Consider the following 25,315-nt stretch of genomic DNA (forward strand, 5'->3'; position numbering starts at 1 on the left):
GGTTTTGCCATGCGTAATGATGCCCGCGACGACTTTCACGATGTTCCGACCCTGCGCGCTACGGTGGATGATCAGGACGAACCGGAGCCGGCAGGCGGTGCTCGTGAGCGCACCACGGTGTACTCGCGCAACACGCCTGTCATCCAGGTCAAGGGGCCGAGCACCGGGCCTTTATGGGTCCTGATCGGTGCTTTGTTGCTGTCGGTGGCGGGGCTGGCGTGGTGGAGCTTTCAGCAGATTTCGTTGATGGAGCAGCAACTGGTGGCGACCCAGGAAAGCTTTGCCCGTATCAGTGAAGAGGCGGCGGGGCGCTTGCAGGCCATTTCGGGGAAGGTGGTGGCCAGCGAGTCGAGTATTAACAACGGTAGCGAAGCCTTGAAGTTGCAGATCAAGCAGCTTGAGGAACAGTTGCTGGAGCAGGGCAAGCGCCAGCAAGGTCTGGTGACGGGGCAGCAGGGCGAGCTGGACAGCCGATTTGAGCAAATCAATGCCGCCATGTTGATGCAGGTGACGGCTCAGAAAGAAAGCCAGACCAGGCTCGAAACCGATATGAAAAGTCTGGCCAGTGAACTGTCCACGCTCAAAGCCAGTGTCGCGCAGCAAGCGGTAGACGTAGCGGCCCTGAAAAAACAAGGCAACCCGGGCGCGGCGGTGGAGCGTCTGGAGCAGGACTTGATGGTGCTCAAAAGTGAGCTCGAGAACCGCCCGGCCCCTGCCCAGGGCACCAACACCGCAGAGTTTGACGTATTCCGCGGCCAGGTGACGCGCAACATCAACACCCTGCAAAGCCAGATCCAGAACCTGCAGAAGCAAATCAGCGCCAGGCCTTGATGGGCTGCAAAAGCTGCAGGAGCGAGCTTGTTCGCGATGGCACCGGTGCACACTGCACCTGGTGCCCGGACTGTCTATTGAGCCTTGTCTTCGCGCCCGCGCAATACCTGATTGGGCATGGCGATCGCAGCACTGAGCCCCAGCAGTGAGATCACCGCACTGATGATCAACAAGTGACGGAAGGTCTGCAGCAGTTCTGCGCGAAGACTGGCCAGTGCGGGGCCTTGTACCGCATTCAGACTGTCCAGCAATACGTTGCCCGAGCTGCCTTCCCCTAGCATCACTTGCCCGGCAGCAGGGGCCAGCAAGGAGTCGTGCAACAGTGCCAGCAACAAGGCCGACATCAGCGCCACCCCTACTGCACCGCCCAGTGAGCGGAACAGGTTGGTGGTGCTGGTGGCCACGCCAATGTCGTGCTGCTGTACCGAGTTTTGCGCGCCCACCAGTGAGGTCGGAAACTGCATCCCGGCTGCAATCCCGGCGAACAACATAAAGACGCCGCTCAACACCTGCGCACTTGGCGGGCTGAAAGCCATGCCGAAAATTGCCAGAGGCATCAGCACCGCACCTGCCAGAATCATCGGTTTGTAATAGCCGGTAACCGAGGTCATGCGCCCTGCAAAGTAAGCGCCCATCGGTAAGCCCATGGCCAGTGGCAGCAGGTGCATGGCGGCGCTGTCAGCGCCGGCGCCGGTGATGCTCTGATAGCGCAGCGGCATCAGCACGATCAGCGAAATCGCCTGAAAGCTGGTGAAAAAGATCGTGCACCAGCACAGCACCGCGCTGCGATTGGCGAACAGGTGCATCGGCAGCAATGGCTCCAGCGTGCGGCGCTCATGCCACACGAGCAGGCCAAGCGCGATTATTGCAGCCACCAGCAGCCCCAGCACCTGGCTATCACGCCAGCTATGACCTTGACCGATAAAGGTGATGCTCAGCAGCAATGAGGTCAGCCCGACAATCATCAGGACCGTACCCAGATAATCAATGATCGGTTTGCGTTGCGGGACGGGTAGCCCTACCAGTGTGCGATAGGAGATCCACCACGCCGCCAGGCCCAGCGGCAAATTGATCAAAAACACCCAGCGCCATGACAGGTACTCGGTCATGTAGCCGCCCAGAACAGGCCCGGCAACGCTGGCAATCGCGTACATGCCGCTGAAATAGCCCTGATACCGCCCACGCTCGCGCGGCGGAATAATGTCGCCAATAATCGCCTGGCTTACCGAAATCATCCCGCCGGCGCCGATCCCCTGAATGATCCGCGCCAGCACCAGTTGCTCCATGCTCTGGGCCAGGCCGCAAAACAGCGAGGCCAGGGTAAACAGGCCCATGCCAAACAGCATCAGGCGCCTGCGCCCATACAGGTCGCCGAGTTTGCCGTAGATGGGAACGGCCACGGTCATGGCCACCATGTAGCCCGAAATCACCCAGGCCAACTGGCTGACGTCCTTGAACTGGGCAGAGATGGCGGGGATGGAGACGGCCACAATGGTCTGGTCCAGCGCGCCGAGAAAAATCGCCAGCATCAGGGCGACCAGAATGCTGCGAATGGCAGGTTTGGCTTGGGGGGGCTGATTCAGATTGGTCACTACAACACCTGTGCGCGGCATGCCTGTGGTGGAATGCCGCTCAGTCTACTCGATAGCTTGCTATTCGATAGCCTCGTAAGGAAGGCCCACGTAATTTTCTGCGATGGTCGTGCGCCCGGCCACGGAGTCGACGAAATATCCCAGCTCACTGTCGGCAATCCGCTGGCTGAAGCTGTCGCTGTCAGGGAAACGATGCAGCATCGAGGTCAACCACCATGAAAAACGTTCGGCCTTCCACACGCGCCGCAGGCAGACCTCGGAGTAGCGCTCCAGCAAATCGGTGCGACCTTGTGTGTAAACCTTTAGCAGAATATTGAACAGCGTACTGACGTCACTGGCGGCCAGGTTCAAGCCTTTGGCTCCGGTAGGCGGCACGATGTGCGCGGCATCGCCCACCAGGAACATGCGTCCGTATTGCATGGGCTCGACCACAAAACTGCGCAGCGGCGCGATGCTTTTCTCGATCGATGCCCCGGTCACCAGGCGTTCAGCCAAGGGGGCTGGCAGGCGGGCCTTGAGTTCGTCCCAAAAGCGTTGGTCGGACCAACCCTCGACCTTTTCTTCGGCCGGCACTTGCAGGTAATAACGGCTGCGCGTTGCCGAGCGCTGACTGCACAGGGCAAAACCACGCTCGTGTTTGGCGTAAACCAGTTCGTGGTTGACGGGCGGGGTATCACACAGCACTCCGAGCCAGCCGAAGGGGTACACGCGTTCGAAGATTTTCAGTACGTCCTCGGGAATCGACTGACGTGCCACGCCGTGAAACCCGTCGCATCCGGCAATGTAATCGCAATCCAGGCGCCAGCTTTCGCCGTCTTTATCGAAGGTCAGGTAGGGGGCGTCGGTTTTCATATCATGAGGCTGCACATTGCTGGCGCTGTACAGGGTTTGCGCGCCTGTCTGCGCACGTGCAGCCATCAGGTCCCGGGTGACTTCGGTCTGGCCGTAAACCATCACACTCTTGCCGCCGGTCAGACCCTTGAGGTCGATATGGACCTGGCGCCCTTCCAGCGCCAGTTCGAAACCGTCATGCACCAGACCTTCAGCGTCCATACGCTGACTGACCCCGGCCTGGCGCAGCAGGTCGACCATGCCTTGTTCGAGCACCCCCGCCCGGATTCGGCTCAGTACGTAATCCCCCGTCTGGCGTTCGATAATGACGTTATCAATACCCGCCCCATGCAGCAGTTGACCGAGTAACAGGCCTGAAGGGCCAGCACCGATAATGGCGACTTGAGTTCTCATAATGATGGTCTCCGGCAAGCCCCGGCCGTTAAGGGCGAGGTCGTTCTTATAAGTTTGTGCTTGTATTTTTCGCTTGCGAGACGGGCAATAGAAGGTGATAACAGCGTCATTACCGGTACTTTTCGCTAATCGGTGCGGTTATCGGTCTCCGGAAAATTATTTAGACTCTGGTGCAATGAATCCTTCTGCCTATTCGTCGATTCCGGTCTTCAAGCTTTACGGTGAGCAGCACGACTGGCTCAGCCCCGACCTGCTGCACTGCGAAACCATCTCGCTGCGCAGCCGCGTCCACGACTGGGAGATTCGTGCGCACCGGCATGCTGATTTGTGCCAGTTGCTGTACGTGCACAAGGGGCGGGCGCAGGTTGAAGTCGAAGGCCAGCTGCATGTACTCGAGCAATCGGCGATTCAGGTCATCCCGCCGTTGTGCGTCCACGGTTTTCAGTTTTCGCCCAACGTTGAAGGGTTTGTGCTGACGTTGGCGGCACCGCTGGTGGCGCAATTGCAAGCCCGGCTGGGCGGTTCGATAAGTGCTTTGCAACGGGTTGCCAGCTACCCGGCAGGCAAGGACCGGCATTACCTGAATAATCTGTTCAGTGTGCTGCAAAGCGAATATGTGGGCGCACAGCCTGCCCGCGACATGCTCCTGCAATCGCTGATCAGTGTGCTTTTGGTGTGGGTCACGCGTCAGGTGATGGTGCGTCATGAATCGCGGCAGTTGCCACAACGCGGCCGAGAGTATTTGAGCCAGTTCAATCAACGGGTCGAGACATTGTTTCGCGAGCAGCCGTCGGTTGAGCAGTTGGCGCACCAGGTAGGCATTTCGGTGGCGCACTTGAACAGCATCTGTCGCGAGCTGGCGGGGCGGTCGGCGCTGCAGATCATTCATCAGCGCCAGTTACTGGAGGCAAAGCGGCAGTTGATTTACACACCGATGACCATCAGCGAAGTGGCCGAGAGCCTGGGTTTTGCAGACCCGGCGTATTTTTCGCGTTTTTTCCGGCGTCTGACAGGGACTTCGCCCAGCGCGTTTCGCACAGACCGGACTGACAACAGCAGTCCGGTCTGACTCCGGGGCTTCCTTACCTCAGAGCACTAAACGCAGAATTACAGTGCCCGCCATTGCAACTGACGGTATATCCGACTGCTTGCCGGGTTTGTTCGGCGCGGTAGCAGGCGCCAGCAAACAGGACAGCGGCAGCAAAAATGAGAAACAAGGTCATGCATCTGGTTTTTGTTTTAGTGGTCATGGCATTCATCTCCTAGACGTCACACCCTTGAGGCTAGTTCAGACCCAAGGGTCTGTTGACATTTAGTTGTCGCGGCCACAACCAAACGTCAATAGACCCTATTACTTGCCATGCTATTTGTACGAGTGGTCATGCAGCGCTTCATCCTCCAAATGGACTACTCGCATGATTATTTGGCCACGTGCAAAGTGGTTTTTCAGATGTCCCACGCAGGCTCTTCGGTAAACCGTTCGGCGAGAAAGTCGAGCATGCTGCGCAACGTGGCGGGCATGTGTTTGCGCGAGGCGTACACCGCGTAAATGTTCAATACCCGGGGCTCAGCTTGCGGCAGCAGACGTACCAGCGTGCCCTGTTGCACATGAATCCCGGCCTGATACGTGGGCAGCAACGAAACACCGGCCCCCGCCAGTGTGGCGCTCAACAGCGTGCTGGCTTCATTGGCGCTGATATTGCCTTGCACCGGCACTGCGACGTCTTCACCGCCCCGGGTGAAATGCCACAGGCTTTTGCCGTAATAGGAGTGGGTCAGGCAGTTGTGCCGGCTGAGTTCTTCAACCTGCTGCGGTGCCGGATGTTCACGCAAATAGGCCGGGGACGCACACAGCACGGAGCGACAGACCGTCAGCTTGCGGGCAATCAGGTTCGGGTCCAGGTCATTGCTGGTACGAATCGCCAGATCAATACGTTCATCCACCAGGTTCACTGTGCGGTCGAGCATTTGCAGATCGATGCTGACCTGTGGATTGAGCCTTACATAATCAGTAACGGCACAAGCCAGCTGGGCCTGGCCGAACGAGGTACTGACGCTGATGCGCAACAAGCCCCGCGGCGCATCACCGGGAACACTGACTGTGGCTTGCAGGTCATCAGCCAGTTCCAGTAATTGCCGACAGCGGGGCAGCGTTTCGAAACCGGCGGCGGTCAGGCTCAGTTTGCGCGTGGTGCGGTGCATCAAGCGGGCGCCCACCCACTCTTCGAGTTCAGCCAGGTAGCGCGAAACGACAGGGCGCGACAGGTCCAGATGATCGGCCGCCGCCGACTGGCTGCCAAGGTCAACGACAGTGGTGAACACCCGCATTGCAGTAAGACGATCCATGATTTGCCCGATATCCGAAACAGACTATGTTCAAGCATCGCATTTTTAGTTGGCTGTGGTGCTACTAAGCTCTGTCCATCGCTTACACCGTCCCACGACTCTGGATACCCTCATGCCTGGATTTTCGACCCTGCGCCGTTTCGTTCTTAGTGCCGTTGTGCTGGGCTTTACTGCCCACGCAGCGGCTGCCCCGAGGCCTTTGACCCTGGATGTATACAACCCGGGGGCTGCGGCAATATTCCCGGTGTCCTCAGTACTTGTCAGCGGTGAAAAAGACGCCATTCTGGTCGATGCCCAATTTGCCAAAGCTCAGGCCCAGCAAGTAGTCGACAAGATCCGCGCCAGCGGCAAGCACCTGACCACTATCTACATCAGCCATGGCGACCCGGATTATTACTTCGGTCTGGAGACCCTGACCCAGGCTTTTCCGGACGCCAAAGTACTGGCTTCGGGGCCGACCGTTGAGCACATCAACAAGACCAAGGATGCCAAGCTGGCGTTCTGGGGACCGCAGATGGGCAAGGATGTACCGGGCAAGCTGATCGTGCCCCAGGTTCTCAAGGGCAACACCCTCAGTCTTGAAGGGCATGAACTGGACATTGTCGGTCTTGGCGGCAGACAACCCGACCGCACCTTTGTCTGGATTCCCTCGCTCAAGGCGGTGGTCGGCGGGGTAGTGGTGGCTGACAACCTGCACGTTTGGATGGCTGACACCCAGACGCCGCAGTCCCACAAACACTGGCTGGCTACCCTCAAACGGATCGACAGCCTGCAACCGCAAGTGGTCGTGCCAGGCCATTATCTGGGCGAGAACGACCGCTCCCTGAACGCCGTGCATTTTACTCGCGACTACATCAAGGCGTTTGACGAAGAAACCCTCAAGGCCCGCAATTCGGGCGAATTGATCGCGGCAATGAAAAAGCGCTACCCGGATCTGGGCGAAGAGTCCTCTCTGGAACTGAGCGCTAAAGTCGCCAAGGGCGAAATGAAGTGGTGATGCGAAATTTGCCTCACGCCAAGCAATCCAACCGGAGAACGTCATGAGCAAAATTGCAATTATCGGAGCTACCGGTCGCGCGGGTAGCCAATTGCTGGAAGAAGCCCTGCGCCGAGGCCACAGCGTTACTGCCATCGCCCGTCATGCTTCGAAAATCGGTGCCCGGGACGGGGTCGTGACCAAAGACGTGGATATCAACGACGCCAGGGCTTTGCAAGACGCAGTGGCAGGCAACGATGTGGTGTTGAGTGCCGCACACTTCTCGACCCAGCCGGCTGCGGCAATCATCGAACCGGTTAAAAAAGCCGGGATCAAACGCCTGCTGTTTGTCGGTGGCGCGGGTTCGTTGTTGTCGCCCGACGATACTAAAGTCATCGAAAGCCCGGGCTTCCCCGAGGAGTACAAGCCGGAAGCCAGCGCTGGCGGCGTTTACCTGGATACCTTGCGTGCTGAAAAGGACCTGGACTGGAGCTTCCTGTCACCCTCTGCCGAGTTTGTAGAAGGCGAGCGCACCGGCAAATTCCGCCTGGGCAAAGATCATCTGCTGGTCAGTGCTGAAGGCAAAAGCTGGATCACTTTCGCCGATTTCGCCATTGCCATGCTCGATGAAGTAGAGCATCCCGATCATTCGCGTCAGCGGTTTACAGTCGGTTACTGATTAGCGGCTTTTGCAGGGGCGAGCGGGTCTGGCGATAACCTCATCGCGAGGCCAGCCCGCTCCTACAAAGTTGATGCTGCCTGCTTGACCAGCCACGCCATCAATTCGCGCAGCGGCGTCGAGTCTTCACTGCGCGGCGAGCATACAAGTTGATACACCGCCCCTGTGCGCACTTTCAGGTCAAAGGGCAGAGCCAGACGGCCCGCTTTCAGGTCGTCGCCGATCAGCGCCCAGTCGCCGATCGCAACACCGTTGCCCTGGGCAGCCACAGTCATGGCCAGGTCGAGGGTGTCGAAATACTGATTCTGGCAGATGCTGGAGACATCGCCCCCGGCGGCATTCAGCCAGTTGGTCCAGTCCCGTTGATCACGGCTGGGGTGCAGTAGCCTGTGGTGCTTAAGGTCGCTCAGACTATTGATAGCATCGCTGCCTTCCAGCAACTGCGGGGCGCAAACGGGCGTCAGTTGCTCGTCCAGCAGGTGTTGGCCCTGGCGTTTTGGCCCTGGGGTGGCGCTGTATATCACTGCGGCATCGAACGCCTCGCGGCGAAAATCCACCCCGTGCTCCACGCTGCTGGTCAGTTCGACCGGTACGTCCGGGCGCAGCTTTTGCCATTGCATCAATTTGGGCAGCAGCCAGCGCAACATGCAGGTAGGCGCTTTGATCTGCAGCGGGGTGCGACGCACGCTGGCTTGCTCGACCGCTTCACCGATCAAGTCGAACGCCTGCTCGATGCGCGGGTACAGTGCCTGGCCCTGTTCGGTCAGGCTCAAACCCCGTGCCTGGCGGTGGAACAGCGCATAGCCCAGGTGATCCTCAAGCCCGGCTATTTGCCGGCTCACGGCGCCCTGGGAGATATGCAACTGCTCCCCGGCCCGGGTGAAATTGCAGCATTGGGCCGTGATTAAAAAAGTATGCAGCGCAGGGAGTGGCGGAAGGCGTTTCATCAGAAGTCAGCCATGAGCACAGGACATGGCTAGTATGTGCAGGTTTGCGTTGTGCACGCCACACTCGACCGCTTCAATGGTTCATTTGAGAACAAGAAGAGGGGCAGAACAGATGGCGACGTGCGGCGAAGTATTGGTCAAATTGCTGGAGGCGTACGGGGTTGAGCAGGTATTCGGCATTCCCGGCGTGCACACCGTTGAGTTGTATCGCGGGCTGGCGGGGTCGCCGATCAACCACGTGACCCCCCGTCACGAGCAAGGTGCCGGCTTTATGGCCGATGGTTATGCCCGTACCAGTGGCAAACCCGGGGTGTGTTTCATCATTACCGGCCCGGGCATGACCAATATCACCACGGCGATGGGCCAGGCCTATGGGGATTCGATCCCGATGCTGGTGATCTCCAGTGTGCAGTCGCGCAGTCAGTTGGGCGGTGGGCGCGGCAAGCTGCACGAGTTGCCGAACCAGAGTGCGATGGTGGCCGCAGTGGCTGCGTTTTCCCATACCCTGATGTCGGCGGCTGAGCTGCCGGCCGTACTGGCCCGTGCATTTGCCGTGTTTCAGGCCGCCCGACCACGGCCGGTACACATCGAAATCCCGTTGGATGTGCTGGTGGAAAACGCCGACGCGCTGCTCGACAGCCAGCCCGTCAGCATCGCGCGACCTGGCGCCGCCCCGGCAGCCATCGAGCAGATGAGCCAGCGCCTGGCCCAGGCCAAACGCCCATTGATCCTGGCAGGCGGTGGTGCAATTGACGCGGCCCCGGCTCTCCTGCAACTGGCCGAACGGCTGGGAGCGCCAGTAGCCTTGACCATCAACGCCAAGGGCATGCTGCCTGCCACCCACCCGCTGCTGATCGGTTCCACCCAGTCGCTGGTCGCCACCCGCGCCCTGGTGGCCGAGGCAGACGTAGTGCTGGCCATTGGCACAGAGCTGGCCGAGACCGATTACGACGTGACCTTTGCCGGTGGTTTTGAGATCCCCGGCGCCTTGCTGCGGGTCGATATCGACCCCGACCAGACGGTGCGCAACTATGCCCCGGCGCTGGCCCTGGTGGCGGATGCCAGACTGGCCGCCGAAGCCTTGCTGGCCGATCTTGGCGCCTTGCCGGCACGCTGCACCGAATGGGGCGCGGCGCGGGTCAGTCGTTTGCAGGCACAGCTGGCAAGTGAGTGGGATGCGCCCACCCGCGCGCAAACGCACTTTTTGCAGACGGTCTTCGACGTGTTGCCGGATGCCGTGTGTGTCGGCGATTCAACCCAGCCGGTGTACACCGGCAACCTGACCTTCAATCCCGATCAGCCGCGGCGCTGGTTCAACTCTTCGACGGGCTACGGGACCCTGGGATATGCCTTGCCGGCGGCCGTTGGTGCCTGGCTGGGGCTTCGTAGTGGCGGTCGGGCGGGTGGTCCGGTGCTATGCCTGATTGGCGATGGCGGCTTGCAATTTACCCTGGCGGAACTGGCCAGCGCGGTTGAAGCACGCACGCCGGTCATCGTGTTGCTGTGGAACAATCAGGGCTACGGCGAAATCAAGAAGTACATGCTCAATCGCGCCATCGAGCCGGTCGGCGTCGACATCTACACCCCGGATTTCATCGCTGTGGCCAAAGCCATGGGCTGTACCGCACTGGCGGTTGAGGGGGAAGGGCAATTGCGCGCCGCACTGGCCAGTGCCGCCGACCGTCAGGGGCCGACCGTGATCGAAATCGACGAGCACAACTGGCAGCAATCGCTCGGGCTATAAGCTCATTCGCAGGCGTGCCAGGTCCCGTACCGGTGGCGCGCCAAACAGACGGCTGTACTCGCGGCTGAATTGCGACGGGCTTTCATAGCCCACGCGATAACCGGCGGCCGATGCATCCAGCCCTTCGCTGAGCATCAGCCGCCGCGCTTCGTTGAGGCGTAGCTGTTTTTGGTACTGCAACGGGCTCATGGCTGTCATCGCCTTGAAACGGTGGTGCAGGGTCGACACGCTGAGATTGGCCTCGCGGGCCAGGCTGTCGATGCGCAGAGGTTGTTCGAAGTTGCCGTTGAGCCAGGAAATGGCCCGACTCACGCGATGGGTCTGACTGTTCTCGCTGGCAATTTCATACAGCCGGTAGCCCTGCGGGCTGCGCAACAGGCGATACAAAATCTCGCGGCGGATCAGCGGCGCCAGCATGGCGATATCTTTCGGGGTGTCGAGCAGGCGGGTCAGGCGCAGCAACGCATCGAGCATCGGCTGGTCGATGGGCTCGACATACAGGCCCCGGCCCGCAGGTCGCGACGGTACGCCCATGGGCCCGGCGTCGCTGATCAACGTGGTGATTTCCACCGGGTCAATATCCAGGCGCAAGGCCAGAACCGGCCGTTCGGGGGAGATTTCCAGGACCCGGCCGCTGATGGGCATCGAGACCGATACCACCAGGTAGTTCAGCGGGTCGTAGGCGAAGTACTCATCTGCCAGCCGCACCTCTTTTCGACCCTGGGCCATGATGCACAGCGCCGGTTTTGGATGGCTGGGGGCAAAGTCGCTGGGCTGGCTGTAACGCGACACAAACAACGCCTCGACGGGCGTGGTGAATGTGCCGTCTTTACAGGCGTGGCGGTAGATCAGGTCAGCCAGTTCCACACGCTGTGTTTCTAGCGCGGGGTCGAGCGCGGGTCGCGGCGGTTCCAGCAGTGACATGGGAGCATCCTTATTAAAGCGCCAGGGTGGACACAGCTTAAGTTTGTGCAAGGCACAGGGGTAGTCGATTTCTGCTGAAGGCTTGCCTGATTCTGTCAGCGCCAGGTCTGAACAGTCTGGCGAAGCCGTCGCAGAGGCTGAGGATTGCTTGAAAGCATAGTGCCCTGTCAGTTTGCTGCGTATCCGGGCGGAGGAGGGAGAGCTGCAAGGTTTTGCAGAATCGTGCAAGCCAGGGGCAGGAATCGACTAACGGCCAGGAGTGCCGGGCTATAAGCTTTGAACCTCTCTCCTGTGCCACTTTATTTTGTGGAGGCCACCATGCCCCAGTCCAATGCCGTCAGTCATATGACCTTGGTTCGCGCTCGCGCCGGGTGCTCGGCCCAAGTGCAAGCCTGTCTCAACCAACTGCTCGAGCCCACCCGCAAAACTGCCGGGTGCCTGCACTTTGCCCTGCAGCATTGCGACAGTGACCCGCTGTTATGGCATGTCGCGGGCTATTGGCAGGATGAGCCCTCGATGCAGGCCTATTTCAACTCAGCAGCGATGGACATTTACACCGTGCTGGTACACCGGCAGGTAGTCGAACGTATCGATTTCAAAACCTTCAGCGATGCAGGCGTGCCGAGCAGGTAGAATGCCGGTTTTTTGTGGCCGGAGTTTTCAGCATGGCGCGTAAAGAGTTTGCACAGTTCGAGGCGGTATCAGCGGTAGTTCCGGTAGAACCCGGGACTTACCACGCGGCGATTGCGGTCAAGGCCTTGTACGAAGGCGGAGCGCCGCGTTTTCACAAAGTATTGATCGAACAGACCTTTAAAACAGCGACCGAAGCCGACGCCGCAGCCGCCCAAAAGCTTGAAGCCCTGCAAGGCGTCACTGAGGACGCCGAACTGGTCTGGTAACGGTCAGCGGGGGCGATGCATTTTGAACAGTGCCTCAGGCCCCAGCTGGAAGTAATCCGCCGGGCCGCCGCCGCGTAAAATGGGTTCAGCGGCGGCGGTATCGTAAATCCCGTCTTTAAGCAGATGTCTGGCGATATGTACCGCCACCACTTCTCCCAGAATCAGCCAGCTTGGCACTAGTTCTTTATCGGCCCGTTGCAGCTGGATGATTTGCGTCACCTTGCACTCGAACGACACCGGGGTTTCAGCCACCCGGGGCACACTCACAATGCGTGAGGCCGCAGTCGTCAACCCTGCCAGTTCGAACTCATTGACTTCTGGCGCGACCATCGCGCAGCTCTGGTTCATCGCCTCGGCCAAAGGCCGGGTCGCCAGGTTCCAGACGAACTCGCCGGTTTGCTCGATGTTATTGAGGCTGTCTTTGCGGCCCACACTGCAAAACCCGATGATTGGCGGGATGTAGTTGAACGCATTGAAAAAGCTGTAGGGCGCAAGGTTCAGCCGGCCCTGCGCATCCTGCGACGAAATCCAGCCGATCGGCCGCGGCCCGACGATGGCGTTGAACGGATCATGGGGCAGGCCGTGGCCCTTGGACGGTTCGTAGAAATGGATGTCGTCATGCATGGCAAGAGTCCGCAAACGGCTGAGATAGAGGGGCAACATAGTGCAAGCCATTTTGTTGAATGACAAAACAAGATTGTTTTTTTCAGATTTTGGGCGTGATTGGAACACCCCTGAACCCTGTAGGAGCAAGCTTGCTCGCGAGCATTTTCAACGCAGCGCCGCAGCCATCATACAGCTCGCTAGCAAGCTCGCTGCTACAGGTAGAAGGCCATTGCCATTTACCATCCTCCAGAAACGACTAAGCCCGGCCGAAGCCGGGCTGGAGTGCCAGTTTCAGGTGTTAGCTGAAGCGGGCGCCGTGGGTGCGATCATAGCCATCAGCGGCGAAAGTCGCCGACTGGGTGCGGCTGTAACCGTCTTCGGCAAAAGTGGCAGAACCGGTACGGTCGTAACCGTCGCCAGCAACTGCGGCAGAACCTGTGCGGCTGTAGCCGTCTTCAGCAAAGGTTGCTGACTGGGTACGATCAAAACCATCACCGGCAAAAGCGTTGAAAGCCAGGACGGAGAGGGCGGCGGCGAGGATCAATTTGGTGTTCATGGTCGTGCTCCTTGTTACGGGCTCTTGTGCAGAGCGGGATGTTTCGTTGCTATGGGTTTAAGACTACGCCTATTAATCTGATTAAAAAGCGCAAAAAATAGCACTAAATAATCAGCTTATTCGATATATAGGTCCGTTCGAAAACAAGCTCTACAAGCTGTTTTGCCTCCCGTTCGATAACGGGTCGAATCAGCTGTGGGCCGGTTTTCGCTAGGGTTGATAGTGATCTATCAGCATTAACTGATAATTAATTCGGAAAATTCTTATGTGCAGACAGGCTTTTCATCTGCGCGTTACCTATTTTTCACCGCGTGGGTAGCAGGCTTCTACGGGCAAAAAAGCCGACAACTACAACGGCTTTGCACCCTTGAGACCTGGAGCCTTCACCGAATGAATAAACTTCCCCAAATCACCCTTGCGTTCTGGGTGATGAAAATCTGCGCCACGACCCTGGGCGAGACCGCAGGCGACTTGTTGTCCATGACCCTTGATGTGGGCTATGCCGTTAGTTCGATGATCCTGATCAGTGTGTTCGTTCTCACCCTGCTGACCCAGCTGTTCTCCAAAACCTACAACCCTGTGCTGTATTGGCTGGTGATTCTGTCGACCAGTACGGCTGGCACCACCATGTCGGATTTTATGGACCGCAGCCTGGGCCTGGGTTACGCCACAGGCTCATTGATTCTGGTGTCGATACTGGTGGCGATTTTTGCGCTGTGGAAATGGAGCGGTGAATCGCTCAACGTCAGCAAGGTGCAAACCCCGCGCGGCGAGATGTTCTACTGGATGGCGATTCTGTTTTCCAACACCCTGGGTACCGCTCTGGGCGATTACCTGGCGGATGATTCAGGGCTGGGTTTTGCAGGAGGTGCCTTGTTCATCGGGGCAACCATTGCGGTTGTGGTGCTGGCGCGTTACTTCAGCAAAATCTCGTCGGTGGTGTTGTTCTGGGTCGCTTTCGTATTGACGCGCCCATTTGGCGCGACCTTGGGCGACTTCCTGACCAAACCCCATGAAAAGGGCGGGCTGGACTTCGGCACCATCGGTTCGTCGTTGGTACTGGCGGGGATACTGGTGGCGATGATCGCGGGGGCCGCGTATGCCAAAAACAAACAAACCCGGCCTGCGGTGGCCGGGTTGTCTTAAACGATGAACCTGTAGGAGCGGGCGTGCTCGCGATCTGTTAAACGCTCGCTCCTACAGAATCAGGGACGTTTAGTCGGTCTCGATACGCGAGTGTTTGCGGGTGTCTTTCATCGTCAAATACACCAGCAGCGAACAGGCGATACAAGCTGTCACGTACCAGTAGTAGCCGGTTTCCATACCTGCACTTTTGAACCACAGGGCAATGTATTCAGCCGTGCCGCCGAAGATCGAGACCGTCAGTGCGTAAGGCAGGCCTACGCCCAGGGCGCGAATTTCGGTCGGGAACAGCTCAGCCTTCACTACAGCGTTGATCGAGGTGTAACCGCTGACAATGATCAGCGCCGCCATGATCAGGAAAAACGCCCCCCACCACGTGGTGATGGTGTGCAGTGTGGTCAGGATCGGCACGGTGAACAGGGTGCCCAGCACACCGAAGGCGATAAGGATCGGGCGTCGGCCTACCTTGTCCGACAGGCCGCCCACCAGGGGCTGGATACACATGAACAGGAACAGCGTGGCAGCGGAAATAGTGGTGGAGTCGGAGATGCTCATCCCGACCGTGTTCACCAGGTATTTCTGCATGTAGGTGGTGTAGGTGTAGAACGCCAGCGTCCCGCCCATGGTCAGGCCGACAACGGTCATCAACTCTTTTGGATGACGCATCAGGGTGCGCATGGCGCTTTCTTTCGGTTCGGTTTTGACCTTTTTGAAAGACTCGGTCTCTTCCATACCGCGACGCAGGTACAGCGCGACCACTGCGCACAGGGCGCCGATCACGAACGGAATCCGCCAGCCCCAGCTATACAGCTGCTCTTCGGTAAGCGTTTGCTGCAGCACGATCAACACGCCCAGCGCGATGAGCTGGCCCGAGATCAGGGTTACGTACTGGAAGCTGGAGAAGAAACCGCGACGCTCCTTGGTCGCCATTTCGCTGAGATAGGTCGCCGAGGTGCCGTACTCGCCACCGACCGACAAACCTTGGAGCAAGCGGGCGAAGACCAGCAGGACCGGTGCCCAGACGCCGATGGTTTCGTAGCCGGGTGACAGGGCAATCAGCAGCGAGCCGAAGCACATCAGCAATACCGAAGCCATGAGCGCGGCTTTACGGCCTTTGCGGTCAGCGTACAGGCCCATCAGCCAGCCGCCGATCGGACGCATCAAAAAGCCGACGGCGAAGATCGCGGCGGTGTTGAGCAATTGGGCAGTGGTGTCGCCTTTCGGGAAAAAGGCTTTGGCGAAGTACAGCGAAAAAGCGGCGTAAACATACCAGTCGTACCATTCGACCATGTTGCCGACGGAACCGCTGAAGATGGATTTGATACGGCTGGAGGTGGTCTTCACTTTCGGGCTTGCAGCAGCTGACCCGGCAGGCAGGGTGCTTGAGTTATCCATTAAATGGATCCTTCTTTTATTTGTTTTTTTATAGCGCGTCAAAACGCGAGCTTGCAGGGCTATAGCAGGAGTTGTGCCAAGGCTGGAAGCCCCGGTTTACAAGGGGTGGCGACTCTGGGTGAGCGGGTATCCGCCGAGCTGCAAGTTTGAATGAGCGGAAATCCGCCTATATGGCGTGCCTGCTGTCGGCGCGCGTTTTTCAGCGCGGCAACTAACAGCTCGCGAGCAAGCTCACTCCTACACAGGTTGTGTGAATGCCTCACGTACCAGTCCATGACGCTGCATTTTTTCATTCAGGGTGCGGCGTGGCAGTTGCAGTTCGTTGAGTACCGCCTTGATGTCGCCTTTATGCCGGGTGAGGGCGGCTCGCAGGCATTGCGCTTCAAAGGCTTCCTGCTGCGCCACGAGTGACTGGCCAGCATTGATGTCTTCAAACTGCGGTTCGCTCAGGCCCAGGACGTCACGCTCCGCAACGTTGGCCAGTTCGCGCACGTTGCCCGGCCAGTCGTGGCTCAACAGGCGTGACAGCTGTGGCCCACTGAGTGGCCGCGGTGTGCGCGCCAGGCGTTCGGCCGCGGTGTGGGAAAAGTACTGGTACAACAGCGCAATATCTTCACGGCGTTCGCGCAGAGGTGCCAGGCGCAGCTCGGCCACTGTGAGGCGATAGGCCAGGTCTTCGCGAAAACGCCCGGCACGGGCTTCTTCGAGCAAGTCGGGCTTGGTGGCGGCAATCACCCGCAAATCAACCTTGATGCTCTGGTTGGAGCCCAGGCGCTCGAGTTTTTGCTCCTGTAGCACCCTCAGCAATTTGGCTTGCTGAGCCAGGGGCATGCTTTCGATTTCATCCAGAAACAAGGTGCCGCCATCGGCATACTCCAGTTTGCCGATGCGTTTGCCCTGTGCGCCGGTGAACGCGCCGCTTTCGTGACCGAACAATTCGGCCTCGAACAATTGTTCGGGGATCGCCGCGCAATTGAGCGCGACAAAAGGTTTATCGGCCCGTGGGCCAAAGTCATGCAGGCAGCGGGCGACCAGCTCTTTGCCGCTGCCGGTTTCGCCGCGGATCAGCACGTTGACCGGCAGCGGTGCCAGTTCGATCACCTGGCGGCGCAAGGTTTGCAGGCTGCGGGACACGCCGAGCAGGCGCCCGTCGATCTGCTGGCGCAGGTCTGCCTGTTCGTGCAACCGGCGATTTTCCAGTACCAGCTGGCGCTTTTCCAGTGCGCGGCCAAGGCTGCTCAGCAACGCTTCGGGGCTGAAAGGCTTTTCCAGAAAGTCATAAGCCCCGTCACGCATGGCTTCGACCGCCATTGGCACATCGCCATGCCCGGTCAGGAGAATGACCGGCAGGTCCGGGTCCAGTTGCTGCAAGCGGGTCAACAGGGCCAGGCCACCCATCCCCGGCATGCGCACATCACTGACAATCACTCCGGCGAAATGTGCGGGCAACTGGTTCAGGCAATCTTCCGCGCAACTGAACAACTGAACGTTAAAGCCGCTAAGGCTCAGCCATTGTTCAACGGCAGTGCGAATGCTGGCCTCATCATCGACCACGATCACCGAATTGAGCATGTTTCAAGATTCCTGTGCGATGGGCAGCGTCAGCGTGAAGAGCGCGCCATCAGCCTGATTGCAGGCAGTCAGGCGACCACCGATTTCGTGAACAATGGCGTAAGACACCGCCAGCCCCAGGCCTAAACCGTCTCCCACGGGTTTGGTGGTGAAAAAAGGATCGAATACTTTGCCCAGATGCTCCTCGCTGATGCCGCCACCGCTGTCGCTGACGGTCAGTTTCCATAGCTGCTGATCTGCTTCGATGCGGATGTGCAGATGCTTGCGGGGTTTGTCGCGCATGGCATCCAGTGCGTTGCGCAGCAGGTTGATCAACACCTGTTCCAGGCGAATGGCATCGCCCCGTACCCATGCCGGGCGCACCAGATCAATCTGTAAATCAATCTCTTCGTCTTTCAGACGCGGTTCGAGCAACTGTAGGGATTGATCCACTACGGCGGCCAGATCAAGTCGTTCGCGCAAACCGCTTGGGCTTTGTCGGGCGTAGGTTTTGAGGTGGCCGGTGAGGGCGGCCATACGCGTCAGCATTTGCTCCAGAGGCACCAGTGCTTTATAGGCATCGTCGATCCGGCCGTGCTCGAGCAACAGGCGCAAGGAGGCCAGCTGCATGCGCTGAGCGGTTAACGGTTGATTGATTTCATGGGCCAGCGCCGCCGACATTTGCCCCAGCGCCGCGAGCTTGGCCGATTGCACCAGGCCATCCTGGGCGGTGCGCAAATCCCGGGTACGGGCTTCTACCAGTTGCTCCAGTTCTTCACGATTACGCTGGCGCAAACGGCCCAGGCGCCAGCGCTGAAGTAAAAACAGGCCCGAAAATACCAGCGTCAACCACAGGCCGACGGCCGCGAGGGCGGCATTGCGGCTGTCCTCAGCTGCGACCACAGGGCGTCGTAACAGGTGCAAGGTCCAGCCTTCAGCGCTCAGCGGTAAAGATTCCCACAAGTAATCTGCCGGACCATTGGGGGCGTCGACGCGGGTCAGAAAGCTGTTTTCGGCAAAACTGCGCAAGGTGCGGGTTTTGAGCAGCGTCAGCGGCTGGTTGTGATACTGGCGGGTGATGGATATTTCGCTGCGATCACTGTCATTCAGCGGCCGCAGCATGCGGTAACGCCAGCCCGGCTGATTGGCGATGAACACAATGCCCCGGGCATCGCTGACCAGCAGGGTGTCGTTACCGTGATTCCACTCCCGCTCCAGCTGCGGGAACTCCAGCTTGACCACCATCGCCCCGGAGAATTGACCGTTGGCATCGAGTACCGCACTGGACAAAAAATACCCCGGAATGCCGCTGGTCACGCCCACCGCATAAAAACGTCCGGAGCCCTGGCTGCGGGTCTGGCTGAAGTAAGGTCGAAAGCCATAGTTATGGCCCACATAACTGTTGGAGGTGTTCCAGTTGCTGGCTGCCACCGCCAGTCCGGTCCTGTCGAGCAGCTCCAGAGTCGAGGACTGTGCCGCGCCATTGATGCGTTCGAGTTTTTGATTGAGCGCTGCTTGCACTTGGGGGGTGATGGGAGCACTCAGGGCTGCCACCAGTTCGGAATCCAGCGCCAGCACTGCGGGTAACGCCCGATAACGCTCAATCAGGGTATGCAGCGAATTGGCATACAGGCTCAGTTGCTCGGGGCCACGCAGCACGCTTTCTTCCAGAGCATGCTGCTCGGCCTTATGCATAGCCCAGCCGCCAGCTACCGCGGCTCCGGCCAGAATCAACGCGCAGTACAGCGCCAGACGCAGGGCACGAGAGGTTACCGGCATGGTGGCAAGTCGTGTGCAGCGCTGATCGCCACCACACTCAGCAATTGCCCTTGATACAGGCCGAACTGCGCATCCAGCTCACGACCCTCATGCCATTCAGGCGACAGGTCAGTGAGCAGACGCAGGCGCACATGGCCTTCACGTGTCCAGCTCAGCACTTGCGCGTGCTCAAAGTAAAAGCGTTTTTGTACCAAAGGGAAGAGCGCCTTGAACAGGCTTTCCTTGACCGAAAAAGTCAGCGTCACCAGTAGCGCAATGTCTTCAACAGCCCCGTCAGCCATGGCCTGAAGCTCATCAGGGGTGAGGATCTCCCTGGCCAGGCGCTGGGCGCGCTCGGTACTGAGCATGTTTTCCAAGTCCATACCCAACCCTTGCCACTCGCTTTTAAGCGCAACAATGGCAGCCGCTGTGCCATGGCTGTGAGTGATTGCCCCGCTGATGTGTGCAGGCCATATCGGGGCGCGATCTTCGCCTATCGGCGGAATGGCGCTGGTGCCGTCCAACTGCAGCAAAGCGGCGCGGGCGCACACTCGGCCGGCCAGAAATTCGGTTTGGCGTTTGGCCACAGAGCGTTGAATACTTGCGGGGATCTCAATGGCACTGTGCGCAAAATCGTCAGGCGTGAGTTGGGCGGGGTTGAAACCGGTGCTGAACCACACGCAGCCGGGCAGCGCTTGGGGCAAGGGCCATTCGTCACGCAGGGGGGTGCAGCAGGCAGGCAATGCGGGGAGTCGGTTCATGCCGGGCATTTTGCAGGCTGGCGGCCATGCTGTGCAATTGTTCAGAGTATGTTCAGGGCGCACGACATACTGTGTGTGGCTAAGCTATATAGGACAAACGTCCTTCAAGACGCGGATTTTGCTTGGGAGAGCGCAATGAAATTGCTGGTGGTTGAAGATGAGGCGTTGTTGCGCCATCACTTGCAAACCCGTCTGACCGAAAATGGCCATGTGGTCGAGGCAGTGGCCAATGCCGAAGAGGCGTTGTACCAGACCGGGCAGTTCAATCATGATTTGGCGATGATTGATCTTGGATTGCCGGGTCTGGGCGGTCTTGAGCTGATTCGCGAGCTGCGCAAGCGGGGCAAGACTTTCCCGATCCTGATTCTCACTGCACGTGGCAACTGGCAAGACAAGGTTGAAGGGCTGGCTGCCGGCGCTGACGATTACGTAGTCAAGCCGTTCCAGTTCGAAGAGCTGGAAGCACGTCTGAATGCTTTGCTGCGTCGTTCCAGTGGTTTTACCCAGTCAACCATTGTCGCTGGCGAACTGGTGCTGGACATCAATCGCAAGCAAGCAGTGCTGGAGGGCGAACCCCTGGCGCTGACTGCCTATGAGTACCGGATACTGGAATACCTGATGCGCCATCACCAGCAGGTGGTGGCCAAGGACCGACTGATGGAACAGCTGTACCCGGATGACGAGGAGCGTGATCCGAATGTGATCGAGGTGCTGGTCGGGCGCCTGCGACGCAAGCTTGAGGGGGCAAACGGCTTTAAGCCAATCGATACGGTACGCGGTTTGGGGTACCTGTTTACTGAGCGTTGTCGTTGATCCGTTCGCTTCGGGTTCGATTGATGCTGGCGGCCACACTGTTGGCCGTTCTCTTTATGCTCGCGTTATTACCGGCGATGCAAGGGGCGTTCAGCCTGGCGCTCAAGGATGCCATCGAGCAACGCTTGGCATCCGATGTGAGCACGCTGATCTCGGCGGCCAGGGTTGAAAAAAACCATCTGAAAATGCCGGCTCTGCTTCCGGACGAGGAACTCAACCTGCCTGACAGCAGGATGCTCGGCTATATCTATGACCGCGAGGGCCATCTGGTCTGGCGCTCGCGGGCCACGCAAGAAGAATCCATAAACTACAAACCACGCTACGATGGGCGTGGTAACGAGTTTGCGAGTATTCGTGAAGACAATGGCGAAGAGTTTTTTGTCTACGATGTCGAGGTCAAGTTGCTGGGTGGCAAAAGTGCGGCTTTCAGTTTTGTAGCCCTGCAACCGATGCGTGAATACAACCTGACGCTGGCCGGGCTGCGAGAAAACCTCTATATGGGGTTTGGCGCAGCCTTGGTTGTGCTGCTGGCGCTGCTCTGGATTGGATTGACTTGGGGGTTACGTGCCTTGCGACGTTTGAGTCAGGAGTTGGACCAGATTGAAACCGGCGAGCGCGATAGCCTCAGCGAACAACATCCCCGCGAACTGTTGCGCCTGACCGGCTCATTAAACCGCTTGCTGCAAAGTGAGCGCGAGCAGCGTACCCGTTACCGCGATTCTCTCGACGATCTGGCCCACAGTCTGAAAACCCCGCTGGCGGTGTTGCAAGGGGTCAGTGAAAGCATGGCCCAGCGCCCGGAGGATCGTGAGCAGGCCTGGGTGCTACAAAACCAGATCGAGCGCATGAACCAGCAAATCAGCTACCAGTTGCAGCGCGCCAGCTTGCGCAAGAGCGGTCTGGTGCGTCATCAGGTGGAACTGCTGCCGGTGGTTGAAAGCCTGTGCAACACCCTGGACAAGGTATACCGCGACAAACAGGTCAAGGTCAGCTGTGACATACCGCCTCTGAGCCATGTACCCATTGAACAGAATGCGCTGCTGGAGTTACTGGGTAACTTGCTGGAAAACGCCTATCGGTTGTGTCTTGGACAAGTTCGCATCAGCCTGCATCGCAACGCTCACGGGGTTGAAGTCTGCGTTGAAGACGATGGCCCCGGCGTCCCTCCTGATCAGCGCGCCCGCATCTTGCGCCGTGGTGAACGTCTGGATCGCCAGCATCCCGGGCAAGGTATCGGGCTGGCAGTGGTCAAGGACATCATCGAAAGCTACGACGCCAGACTGACTCTGGATGACTCGTCGCTGGGCGGGGCGGCATTCCGGATTCATTTTCCGGCGTTGTGATACATCCTGCAGGGGCGGGCAGTCTGCTAACGGGTTGAAAAGATCGCGAGCAACTCGCTCCTGCAGGTAGATGTGTTCTGTTTAAGGCGGATATCCGCCATCTACCCCGTCATACCCCTTCGATAAGGCGGAAACCCGCCAACTCCTGTTCTGCAAAACCTGTCCGCACTTCCCCCCCAGAGCCAGGCTCCACAGCCATGCGGGGCTTTTGCCCAATGTGGCCCGCGCCTTGCAAAGTGTGTTGCGAGAGGTCTGCCGTTAGAGCAGCTCAACACAACAAATCCCTCCAAGTACAGGAGGGTTCGCGCTTTGGGTATCACCGGTCTCAGATGGAATGACGACTGAGTGATGCACTTGAGGAACTTTGCAATGACGACTCGTCAGCCACTGTACAAATCCCTGTATTTGCAAGTGATCGTAGCGATTGCTATCGGTATTTTGCTGGGCCATTACTACCCGGAAACCGGCGTAGCGCTCAAACCCTTGGGTGATGGCTTCATCAAACTGATCAAGATGGTTATCGCGCCAATTATTTTCTGTACGGTGGTGAGCGGTATCGCCGGTATGCAGAGCATGAAGTCGGTCGGTAAGACCGGTGGTTATGCCTTGCTCTACTTTGAAGTGGTATCAACCATCGCCCTGTTGATCGGGCTGGTTGTGGTGAACGTGGTTCAACCGGGCGCTGGCATGCACATCGATGTGGCCACCCTGGACGCCTCCAAAGTAGCGGCCTATGTGACTGCCGGTGCGGACCAGAGCATCGTTGGCTTCATCCTTAACGTGATCCCTTCGACCATCGTGGGCGCGTTTGCCAACGGCGACATCCTGCAAGTGCTGATGTTCTCGGTGATCTTCGGTTTCGCCCTGCACCGCCTGGGTGCTTACGGCAAGCCGGTGCTGGACTTCATCGATCGCTTCGCCCACGTGATGTTCAACATCATCAACATGATCATGAAACTGGCGCCCCTGGGAGCGCTGGGTGCCATGGCCTTCACCATCGGTGCCTACGGTGTGGGTTCGCTGGTGCAGTTGGGTCAGTTGATGATCTGTTTCTACATCACGTGCGTGTTGTTCGTGCTGGTCGTTCTGGGCAGCATCGCTCGCGCTCACGGCTTCAGCGTACTCAAGCTGATTCGCTACATCCGTGAAGAACTGCTGATCGTCCTGGGCACCTCCTCGTCCGAATCGGCCCTGCCACGCATGCTGGTGAAGATGGAGCGTCTGGGCGCGAAGAAGTCGGTTGTGGGTCTGGTCATTCCGACCGGCTACTCGTTCAACCTTGATGGCACCTCGATCTACCTGACAATGGCTGCAGTGTTTATTGCCCAGGCAACTGACACGCACATGGACATCACCCACCAGATCACTCTGCTGCTGGTGTTGTTGCTATCGTCCAAAGGCGCTGCTGGCGTGACTGGTAGTGGCTTTATCGTGCTGGCTGCGACCTTGTCGGCTGTAGGCCACTTGCCGGTTGCCGGTCTGGCGCTGATTTTGGGTATCGACCGCTTCATGTCCGAAGCCCGTGCCCTGACCAACCTGATTGGTAACGCGGTCGCCACGCTGGTGGTTGCCAAGTGGGTCAAAGAACTGGACGAAGACAAGCTCCAGATCGAGCTCAACTCCGGTGGCAGCCCGTTGAATGACATGCGTCCTGCCGACGATCTGGGGGTGGCTGAAGGCCCGGCCCCGGAGCTGTCGAAGTAAATTCAGGCGCATAAAAAACCCATCTTCGGATGGGTTTTTTATGACCGTTTATTCGACTCGGGTTTCACCGCTGAACACCAGGGTGTTTCGGCAGCGACGGCAAAGATAGCCGCGGCCTTGCTTGACCAGTCCATGGCGTTGGGCTGAAAACGCAAAATCGCTGTTCGGGCAAGGGCAGCGGTAGATGTAGCGCGTGACGCTACGGCGCTTGATGGCATAGGTATGACAGCGATTGGGCGGCAGTTCGTACACCCCGCGCATGATCAATTGCCATTCTTCGCCATGGGGCGTGATGCGGTCGCCAAACAGCTGGTGGGCGATCAGGTGCGCGACTTCGTGAGCGACAGTCTGCTTGAGGAAGTCTTCGCTGTTTTCGCGGTACAGCTGTGGATTGAAGCGCAGCAGGTTTTCGTGCAAATGCGCGACACCGGCTTTTTGTCCACGCAGCTTGAGGCTGACTACGGGGCGTTTGAAAGGGCGTTTGAAAAATACTTCGGCCTGTTGGAAACAGTCTTCGACGCGGGTATTGAGCAACTCGGGCATGCGGTTCGGTTCTCCAGAGCCGGCGATTATGCCGCAATCGGGAGGGGTTCCGAAGCTGATAGCGCCCAATGGTCATGCAACCATCCGGTCTCTGCAGGAGCGAGCTCCTGCAGAGGGGTGGTCTTTCAGTTTGTATAGATCGGTCCTACGCCCAGGCCCCAGATGATCACGGTAAATGCCATGATCGCCACCAGCACCACCAGGCCGACTGCCAGTACTGAGCTGGAAAACAAAAAGCCTTCATCCGGGTCGATGTTCATAAAGGTCGGCAAGCCGACGTACAACAAGTACACGGTGTAACAAATGGCTGCGGTACCGACCAACATGCCCAGCCACATATGCGGATACAGAGCTGCCAGCCCGCCAATAAACAGGGGTGTGGCGGTATAGGTGGCAAAGGCGATACAGCGCGCCATGCTCGGTTGAGCATCGTAAGTACGTGCCATCCAGTGGATAAAGGCGCCCATTACGCCTACGCCTGCCAGCATCGCTATGTAAGACATCAAGGTCATCCACAGCGCGCTGTCGGTGGTCAGCATCACCGCTGCACGGCTGCCGATGGACCAGCCGACCCGGGTGGTGCCAATAAACGCTGAAATGGCCGGTATGGCGGCCAGAATAAGTGTGTGAGTGAAGTACATATGGCCAATGCTTTCTTCTGCATCGCCACGTATTTCACGCCACTCTTGATCGGGGTGGGTGAAAAGCCCTACAACGTGATGGATCATGGCTGTCGCTCCTGTAAAAGACGCATCGCCCCCCAGTGGGACACGTGCCGGTCGCGCAGCCAGATCATGTGTCCAGTACGTAGGCATGCGGCCTAATTCGCAGTATAGGAAACCTGCTACCCAATGAACCCGGCCCGTTAGAGCATATTGCGCTGTCAGAACTGCGCTTATCGCGTTGAAGTCTTTAGCCCGGTACGGGGCTTCGTATGGCAGGGTTTTTTCAGTAAAATC

24 protein-coding genes are annotated in these 25,315 nt (G+C 58.6%); 11 read left to right on the top strand and 13 right to left on the bottom strand.

Features of this window, described 5'->3' with window-relative positions; translation table 11 throughout:
- Nucleotides 1-9: 9 nt before the first annotated feature.
- Entirely contained in the window at nt 10-831 is an 822-nt protein-coding gene (locus ACP7BO_RS03365; protein WP_426208596.1) for an ATPase, read from the top strand.
- A 74-nt stretch (nt 832-905) separates the two neighbouring features.
- On the opposite strand, the gene ACP7BO_RS03370 is transcribed toward ACP7BO_RS03365, so the two are convergent.
- Nucleotides 906-2,423 (bottom strand): MDR family MFS transporter, encoded by a 1,518-nt coding sequence (locus ACP7BO_RS03370; RefSeq protein ID WP_426208598.1) that lies wholly within the window; start codon nt 2,421-2,423, stop codon nt 906-908.
- A gap of 60 nt (nt 2,424-2,483) precedes the next feature.
- On the bottom strand, nt 2,484-3,668 hold the full coding sequence (pobA, locus tag ACP7BO_RS03375) for a 4-hydroxybenzoate 3-monooxygenase (RefSeq protein ID WP_426208600.1): 1,185 nt from the start codon (nt 3,666-3,668) through the stop codon (nt 2,484-2,486).
- Between the two features lie 175 nt (nt 3,669-3,843).
- Between pobA and ACP7BO_RS03380 the strand changes: the two genes are divergently transcribed.
- Nucleotides 3,844-4,737, top strand: coding sequence for a helix-turn-helix domain-containing protein (locus tag ACP7BO_RS03380; protein ID WP_073508868.1), 894 nt, complete (start codon nt 3,844-3,846; stop codon nt 4,735-4,737).
- Nucleotides 4,738-5,114: 377 nt separating this feature from the next.
- Here the strand turns inward: ACP7BO_RS03380 and ACP7BO_RS03385 are convergent, their stop codons facing one another.
- On the bottom strand, nt 5,115-6,014 hold the full coding sequence (locus tag ACP7BO_RS03385) for a LysR family transcriptional regulator (RefSeq protein ID WP_426208602.1): 900 nt from the start codon (nt 6,012-6,014) through the stop codon (nt 5,115-5,117).
- 112 nt (nt 6,015-6,126) lie between these two features.
- On the opposite strand from ACP7BO_RS03385, the gene ACP7BO_RS03390 reads away from it, so the two are divergent.
- Both ACP7BO_RS03390 and ACP7BO_RS03395 read left to right on the top strand, forming a co-directional pair.
- On the top strand, nt 6,127-7,011 hold the full coding sequence (locus tag ACP7BO_RS03390; RefSeq protein WP_426208604.1) for an MBL fold metallo-hydrolase: 885 nt from the start codon (nt 6,127-6,129) through the stop codon (nt 7,009-7,011).
- A gap of 43 nt (nt 7,012-7,054) precedes the next feature.
- A complete protein-coding gene (locus tag ACP7BO_RS03395) occupies nt 7,055-7,669 on the top strand; it encodes an NAD(P)-dependent oxidoreductase (RefSeq protein ID WP_426208606.1) in 615 nt (204 codons plus the stop codon).
- A gap of 62 nt (nt 7,670-7,731) precedes the next feature.
- Here ACP7BO_RS03395 and ACP7BO_RS03400 read toward each other — a convergent pair whose 3' ends face one another.
- Nucleotides 7,732-8,616 carry a LysR substrate-binding domain-containing protein gene (locus ACP7BO_RS03400; RefSeq protein WP_397455934.1) on the bottom strand — a complete coding sequence of 295 codons (885 nt, stop codon included), beginning with the start codon at nt 8,614-8,616 and terminating at the stop codon, nt 7,732-7,734.
- A gap of 112 nt (nt 8,617-8,728) precedes the next feature.
- Here ACP7BO_RS03400 and ACP7BO_RS03405 point away from each other — a divergent pair, with 112 nt between their 5' ends.
- On the top strand, nt 8,729-10,360 hold the full coding sequence (locus ACP7BO_RS03405; protein WP_426208609.1) for a 5-guanidino-2-oxopentanoate decarboxylase: 1,632 nt from the start codon (nt 8,729-8,731) through the stop codon (nt 10,358-10,360).
- On the opposite strand, the gene ACP7BO_RS03410 is transcribed toward ACP7BO_RS03405, so the two are convergent.
- Entirely contained in the window at nt 10,355-11,284 is a 930-nt protein-coding gene (locus ACP7BO_RS03410; RefSeq protein ID WP_397455936.1) for an AraC family transcriptional regulator, read from the bottom strand. The two genes, ACP7BO_RS03405 and ACP7BO_RS03410, sit on opposite strands and share 6 nt — an antisense overlap.
- Nucleotides 11,285-11,602: 318 nt before the next feature.
- On the opposite strand from ACP7BO_RS03410, the gene ACP7BO_RS03415 reads away from it, so the two are divergent.
- Nucleotides 11,603-11,917, top strand: coding sequence for a putative quinol monooxygenase (locus ACP7BO_RS03415; RefSeq protein WP_426208611.1), 315 nt, complete (start codon nt 11,603-11,605; stop codon nt 11,915-11,917).
- A 32-nt stretch (nt 11,918-11,949) separates the two neighbouring features.
- On the top strand, nt 11,950-12,183 hold the full coding sequence (locus ACP7BO_RS03420; RefSeq protein WP_426208613.1) for a hypothetical protein: 234 nt from the start codon (nt 11,950-11,952) through the stop codon (nt 12,181-12,183).
- Nucleotides 12,184-12,186: 3 nt separating this feature from the next.
- Here the strand turns inward: ACP7BO_RS03420 and ACP7BO_RS03425 are convergent, their stop codons facing one another.
- Together ACP7BO_RS03425 and ACP7BO_RS03430 are read right to left on the bottom strand one after the other, a co-directional pair.
- Nucleotides 12,187-12,807: a flavin reductase family protein gene (locus ACP7BO_RS03425; RefSeq protein WP_426208615.1), complete on the bottom strand. Its 621-nt coding sequence runs from the start codon at nt 12,805-12,807 to the stop codon at nt 12,187-12,189.
- A gap of 280 nt (nt 12,808-13,087) precedes the next feature.
- A complete protein-coding gene (locus ACP7BO_RS03430) occupies nt 13,088-13,345 on the bottom strand; it encodes a hypothetical protein (RefSeq protein WP_426208617.1) in 258 nt (85 codons plus the stop codon).
- A gap of 390 nt (nt 13,346-13,735) precedes the next feature.
- On the opposite strand from ACP7BO_RS03430, the gene ACP7BO_RS03435 reads away from it, so the two are divergent.
- Nucleotides 13,736-14,491 carry a hypothetical protein gene (locus tag ACP7BO_RS03435; protein ID WP_426208619.1) on the top strand — a complete coding sequence of 252 codons (756 nt, stop codon included), beginning with the start codon at nt 13,736-13,738 and terminating at the stop codon, nt 14,489-14,491.
- 69 nt (nt 14,492-14,560) lie between these two features.
- Here ACP7BO_RS03435 and ACP7BO_RS03440 read toward each other — a convergent pair whose 3' ends face one another.
- The 4 genes from ACP7BO_RS03440 to ACP7BO_RS03455 form a co-directional block, all read right to left on the bottom strand.
- On the bottom strand, nt 14,561-15,883 hold the full coding sequence (locus tag ACP7BO_RS03440) for an MFS transporter (RefSeq protein ID WP_397455941.1): 1,323 nt from the start codon (nt 15,881-15,883) through the stop codon (nt 14,561-14,563).
- Nucleotides 15,884-16,120: 237 nt separating this feature from the next.
- Nucleotides 16,121-17,455 (bottom strand): sigma-54-dependent transcriptional regulator, encoded by a 1,335-nt coding sequence (locus ACP7BO_RS03445; RefSeq protein ID WP_426208621.1) that lies wholly within the window; start codon nt 17,453-17,455, stop codon nt 16,121-16,123.
- A 3-nt stretch (nt 17,456-17,458) separates the two neighbouring features.
- Nucleotides 17,459-19,213: an ATP-binding protein gene (locus tag ACP7BO_RS03450; RefSeq protein ID WP_426208622.1), complete on the bottom strand. Its 1,755-nt coding sequence runs from the start codon at nt 19,211-19,213 to the stop codon at nt 17,459-17,461.
- Nucleotides 19,204-19,953: a 4'-phosphopantetheinyl transferase family protein gene (locus tag ACP7BO_RS03455; RefSeq protein ID WP_426208624.1), complete on the bottom strand. Its 750-nt coding sequence runs from the start codon at nt 19,951-19,953 to the stop codon at nt 19,204-19,206. Before ACP7BO_RS03455 ends, ACP7BO_RS03450 begins: the two co-directional genes overlap by 10 nt.
- A gap of 135 nt (nt 19,954-20,088) precedes the next feature.
- On the opposite strand from ACP7BO_RS03455, the gene ACP7BO_RS03460 reads away from it, so the two are divergent.
- The 3 genes from ACP7BO_RS03460 to ACP7BO_RS03470 all read left to right on the top strand — a co-directional run bounded on the left by ACP7BO_RS03460 (nt 20,089) and on the right by ACP7BO_RS03470 (nt 23,813).
- Nucleotides 20,089-20,766: a response regulator gene (locus ACP7BO_RS03460; RefSeq protein WP_060691010.1), complete on the top strand. Its 678-nt coding sequence runs from the start codon at nt 20,089-20,091 to the stop codon at nt 20,764-20,766.
- A complete protein-coding gene (locus ACP7BO_RS03465) occupies nt 20,763-22,109 on the top strand; it encodes an ATP-binding protein (RefSeq protein WP_397455945.1) in 1,347 nt (448 codons plus the stop codon). Before ACP7BO_RS03460 ends, ACP7BO_RS03465 begins: the two co-directional genes overlap by 4 nt.
- A 369-nt stretch (nt 22,110-22,478) precedes the next feature.
- Nucleotides 22,479-23,813 carry a dicarboxylate/amino acid:cation symporter gene (locus ACP7BO_RS03470; RefSeq protein ID WP_060691012.1) on the top strand — a complete coding sequence of 445 codons (1,335 nt, stop codon included), beginning with the start codon at nt 22,479-22,481 and terminating at the stop codon, nt 23,811-23,813.
- A gap of 48 nt (nt 23,814-23,861) precedes the next feature.
- Here ACP7BO_RS03470 and ACP7BO_RS03475 read toward each other — a convergent pair whose 3' ends face one another.
- A complete protein-coding gene (locus tag ACP7BO_RS03475; protein ID WP_060691013.1) occupies nt 23,862-24,356 on the bottom strand; it encodes a SprT family zinc-dependent metalloprotease in 495 nt (164 codons plus the stop codon).
- 125 nt (nt 24,357-24,481) lie between these two features.
- The gene (locus ACP7BO_RS03480) at nt 24,482-25,084 is read right to left on the bottom strand and encodes a Yip1 family protein (protein WP_060691014.1); all 603 of its coding nucleotides are present in this window, start codon (nt 25,082-25,084) and stop codon (nt 24,482-24,484) included.
- Nucleotides 25,085-25,315 lie beyond the last annotated feature (231 nt).

Source organism: Pseudomonas sp. TWR2-1-1 (assembly GCF_049897045.1).
Lineage (GTDB): Bacteria > Pseudomonadota > Gammaproteobacteria > Pseudomonadales > Pseudomonadaceae > Aquipseudomonas > Aquipseudomonas versuta.